Below are 4,544 nucleotides of genomic sequence, written 5' to 3'. Positions count from 1 at the left end.
CAGGTCGAGCTCGGAGAGACAGTGACCGGTTCGGGTTCTTTCAACGCGGGCACAGTGATTTCTACCGTCGCCGACCTCGAAACGATGTTGGTCAAGGCCGGCATCAACGAGGTCGACATCGGCAAGATCCACCTTGGCCAGAGTACCCGTGTCACGCTCGATGCATTTCCTCGCGTGCTTTTCACCGGAACGATCAGCCGGATTGCACCGGCGGCGCGCCTCGACAATCAAGTCAAGGTCTTCGATGTGGAGATCGCTCTCGACGAGTTGGGCCACGAACTCCGCACCGGGATGACCGCCAACATCGAAATTCGCGGCGAGACCAGGGAGCAGGTGTTGACGGTGCCGCTGGAATCCGTCTTCGTGCGCGGCGACGAGGAGATGGTCTATGTCCTGCGTGATACTCCCTTGCCGAAGGAGGCTACCGAGACCGACGGGGAGTCCGAGAGCGCCGAAGGTGCAGACGCCGAGAGCGAAGGCGGAACGAGCGAGGACGAGAAATGGCGCGAAGACCCGCGTCAGGAGTGGCGACGCTGGTTCGAAGAGCGCACGGTGGTCACCGGGATCGCCTCGACCACCGAGGTCGAAATCGTGGAGGGCCTGAACGACGGCGAAAAGGTGGCGCTGGCGGATCCGTCGAAGCCGCAGGAGGAGAGGTCCTGATGCAGACGCTGATGAAGCTCGAGGGCATCACCAAGGTCTACGGCGAAGGTGAGCTCTCGGTCGAGGCCCTGCGGGGCATCGACCTGGAGGTCGGTGTTGGCGACTACCTCGCGGTCATGGGGCCATCCGGCTCAGGCAAGTCGACCCTGATGCACATTCTCGGCCTCCTTGACACGCCGACGTCTGGCTCGTATCTTCTCGACGGAGAAGAGGTTGCAAGGTTCTCGAGACGAAAGCTCGCCCACCTCCGAAACAGGAAGATCGGTTTCATCTTTCAGAATTTCAACCTTCTCCCCAAGGCGAGCCTCCTGCGCAACGTGGAGCTGCCGCTGCTCTACGGAGGGATGAGCAGGAAGGAACGACGCCAGCTGGCGTACGAGGCGCTCGCCAAGGTCGGTCTCGACGATCGTGCCAGGCACCGCCCGAACGAGCTCTCCGGCGGTCAACGCCAGCGCGGAGCGATCGCCCGGGCGATCGTAGGCAGACCATCCGTGATCATGGCCGATGAACCGACGGGGAACCTCGATCAGGAGACCGGCAAGGAGATTCTCGAGCTCTTCGACGAGCTGCGCGCGGGTGGCCAGACGATGATCATGGTGACCCACGATCCGACGATCGCGGCTCGAGCGAGGGAGACGATCCGCATCGTCGATGGCCTGATCCTGCCCAACGGGCAGAAGGCAGCTGCATGAATCCAGCCCAGTTTATCCGCGAAGGGTTCGTCGAGATCCGCGAGCACATCGGCCGCACGATGCTCCAGACTCTCGGCGTGATCCTAGGTGTCGCCTCGGTGGTGGCGACCCTCGGCATGACTGCGAGCATGGATGCGAGGAGAGACCAGTACTTCCGGGAGTCTGGTGGCACTCTGCTCATGGGTGTCTACAACCAGCCTCCGGGGGAGCTCGAGCTGACCGCCCGACAGCGAGCGAAAATGGGGCTCAAGCTGGAGGATGCGGAGGCCATCAGGGACACGATTGACGGTTTCGATGTCGTCGTGGCTGAAATCGGGCGCAACCACCAGATACGCGCGGGCGCTACCGAGGAACGCTTTCGAATTACGGCCACCGAACCCGAGTTCGGCCGGATGCGCGAGCTTGCGATCGGCAGCGGCCGGTACATTACGGACCACGACATCGAGACGGCGGCAGCGGTCGTAGTGCTGGGTTCGACCCGAGCGCGGCAGCTCTTCGGGACCGCCGATCCAGTGGGCAAGGCCCTCAACATCGAAGGCAAGGCCTACACGGTGGTCGGTGTGACCGCCGAGAAGGTCTTCTTCTGGCAGCGAACCGACTCCTACAACGCCCACGAGTGGCTCAACCGGCTGATCACTGTGCCGATCACGTCGTACATGAAACGGCATCAGGAGCCGGGGGCAGAAAACATTGATGAGTTGAACCTGCGGCTCCGCTCCCCCGAGGACCACAAGGAGTCTCGCGACGCTGTCGAACAGCTCCTGCGCTCACGGCACGGGGTGGAAGATTTCGGCGTCTGGGATCGTCAGGAACGGCTCGAACAGGGCGCCCAGGAAGACATGGTCTACAACATCACCTTCATGGCGTGCGGTGTGATCGCCCTGTTGGTCGGTGGTATCGTCATCACCAACATCATGCTCGCATCGTTCACCGAACGGATGCGTGAAGTTGGCGTGCGAAAGGCACTTGGCGCGACCGGATGGCAGGTATTCGTCCAGTTCCTGATCGAGGCCATCGTGGTTACGGTCTTCGGTGGTGCGGCGGGTCTCGCACTCGGCATTGTCTTTACCTTCGGCATCATGACCATCATGCAGATGGATATGACGATTACCGCGTCGATGATCGCCGTATCGGTGGCCTCGGCCACAGTCGTCGGTTTCTTCTTTGGACTCTACCCGGCGGTGAGGGCGTCTCGCCTCGATCCGGTGGTCGCACTGCGTTACGAGTGAGGTAGCCATGGTCATCGGCGAAGCCCTGAGGACGACGCTTACCGAGATTTGGGCGCACAAGATGCGTTCGCTGTTGACGCTTTTTGGAGTGGTTCTCGGCACGATGGCGGTCGTCACGATGGTCAGCCTCATCGAGGCAGTCAAGGTCGAGATTTGGAACGGCATCGATTCTCTGGGTCTGCGTGGGGTGCTTTTTGTCAGCACCGAAACGCCGACCACAAATCTCGACGTAAAACGCGCCCATATGTCAGAAGGGTTGCGGCGGGAGGATGCGGCTGGCTTGGTCGAGGCGAGCCAACAGATCTCGTCGGCCGCGCCGGTGTCATATTCCCAACAGGTGATTGCCTGGGGCGATGCCAGCAAATCGGTGCGCGTCACGGGAACCACTCCCCAATATGCCGAGGTGTTCGACCGCCGCACAGCAAAGGGTCGATACATCTCTGATCTCGACGTGGAACGAAAACGCCGGGTCGCCGTGATCGGACATTTCCTGGCCGAGGACCTGTTTGGCAGCCATGACGCGCTGGGCGAGTGGGTGCGGCTCGGCGATCACAGCTTCGAGGTGATCGGAGTCGGTGAGCGTGTCGGCAACGACATGATCAACGATGGCTGGAGCCGGCGTGAGATGGAGGGCGCGACGATCCCTCTGACCACGATGCAGGGGCTTTACGGCGGTGGCGAGCGGGTTCCCATGTTGATGGTGAAAGCGGCGGACACGAGCAAACTTTCGGAGCTCTTTGCCCATCTGAAAAACAGGCTCTGGCGCCAGCACAACAGGGTCGAGGATTTCGAGATTGAAAACGTCGCACAGGAAATCCTCGAAGCCGAGGAGGAGATAGACGTCATGCTGAATGGCTGGACGATCATCCTCTTCGCGATCTCGGGCATCTCGCTGGTGGTCGGTGGTGTGGGGATCTTTTCAGTGCTGCAGATCTCGCTCGCCGAGCGTCTCTTCGAAATCGGCCTGCGCAAGTCGATCGGCGCCGAGGACCGGGACATCCTGCTTCAGTTCCTGATCGAAGCGGTTTTCCTGTCGGTCATAGGAGCAATCATCGGGTTCTTCGTCGCGGTGGTGGTGTGCGGTATCGCCGGGCAATTCTTCGAGGCCGGTTTGCCAATCTCCGGTTTCGCGGTCTTCCTGGCGGTCGTCTTCGCAATCAGTGTCGGCCTGATCGCCGGAATCTACCCCTCGCTGCGCGCAGCACGGCTCACCCCCGTCGAAGCCCTCGCCGGATAGCGATCGTTGCACGTTGAAACGTTCTAACGTTTAACGTTTAAACGTTCAACGTTCAAACCTTCTCATGATGTTTTTAGGGCTGTTCGAAGAGCGATGTCCAACGTCGGTGCCCTGTACTCGTAGCCTGCTTCTTCGAGCAATGCTGGCCGGACGCGTTGCGACGAGAGGAGCAAGGAGTCAGCCATTTCGCCCAGAGCAAGTCTCACCGCAAAGGCGGGTGCAGGCAAGATCGCCGGTCGAGAGAGTGCGCGTCCGAGGGTGCGGGCAAATTCGGAGCACCTGGTTTCCTGAGGGGCGACGACGTTGACCGGACCTTCGATCTCGGGTTGGCCGAGGATGAACTCGACGATACCGCTCACGTCGTCGACCCCGATCCATGGCCAGAACTGGCGGCCGGAACCGACCGGTCCCCCGAGCCCGAGCTTGAACGGGGTCAGCATCTTTTCGAGCGCACCCTCCTGCGCCAGCACCATGCCCAGGCGTAGGAGAACCACCCGGGTGTCTTCCGATCGCGCGGCCAGGGCCGCGGTCTCCCAGTCTTGCGAAAGCTCGGCGAGGAAGCCCTCTCCGGACGATGAGGCTTCGTCGAGAGACTCCTCTCCACGATCTCCGTAGAAACCGACCGCGGATGCATTGATGAGCAGGGAGGGCGGCCGCTCCGCCTGCCGAATAGCGTTGGCCAGCGTTGTGGTTGGGTCGAGCCGGCTCGCTCTGAGATCCTCC

At 61.5% G+C, this 4,544-nt stretch carries 5 protein-coding genes; 4 read left to right on the top strand and 1 reads right to left on the bottom strand.

Going from position 1 to position 4,544, the window contains the following annotated elements:
- The 4 genes from LJE93_14240 to LJE93_14225 all read left to right on the top strand — a co-directional run.
- Nucleotides 1-663: efflux RND transporter periplasmic adaptor subunit (locus LJE93_14240; GenBank protein ID MCG6950067.1), on the top strand; the 663-nt coding region annotated here is incomplete at its 5' end.
- Between the two features lie 8 nt (nt 664-671).
- Complete coding sequence (locus tag LJE93_14235) at nt 672-1,355, top strand: ABC transporter ATP-binding protein (GenBank protein ID MCG6950066.1); 684 nt, start codon at nt 672-674, stop codon at nt 1,353-1,355.
- Nucleotides 1,352-2,584: an ABC transporter permease gene (locus tag LJE93_14230; protein MCG6950065.1), complete on the top strand. Its 1,233-nt coding sequence runs from the start codon at nt 1,352-1,354 to the stop codon at nt 2,582-2,584. The genes LJE93_14235 and LJE93_14230 overlap by 4 nt, the downstream gene beginning before the upstream one ends.
- Nucleotides 2,585-2,591: 7 nt before the next feature.
- Nucleotides 2,592-3,821, top strand: a complete 1,230-nt coding sequence (locus LJE93_14225) for an ABC transporter permease (GenBank protein ID MCG6950064.1) — start codon at nt 2,592-2,594, stop codon at nt 3,819-3,821.
- A gap of 62 nt (nt 3,822-3,883) precedes the next feature.
- Here the strand turns inward: LJE93_14225 and LJE93_14220 are convergent.
- Nucleotides 3,884-4,544: TIGR01777 family oxidoreductase (locus LJE93_14220; GenBank protein MCG6950063.1), on the bottom strand; the 661-nt coding region annotated here is incomplete at its 5' end.

It is taken from the genome of Acidobacteriota bacterium (assembly GCA_022340665.1).
In the GTDB taxonomy this organism is placed as follows: Bacteria; Acidobacteriota; Thermoanaerobaculia; order Thermoanaerobaculales; family Sulfomarinibacteraceae; genus Sulfomarinibacter.
This window is presented reverse-complemented; position numbering and strand designations above follow the sequence as displayed.

Bases quoted from the DNA above. Each gene is read 5' to 3' on its own strand.
- LJE93_14230 (MCG6950065.1), top strand. From the start codon at position 1,352: ATGAATCCAGCCCAGTTTATCCGCGAAGGGTTCGTCGAGATCCGCGAG.
- LJE93_14225 (MCG6950064.1), top strand. From the start codon at position 2,592: ATGGTCATCGGCGAAGCCCTGAGGACGACGCTTACCGAGATTTGGGCG.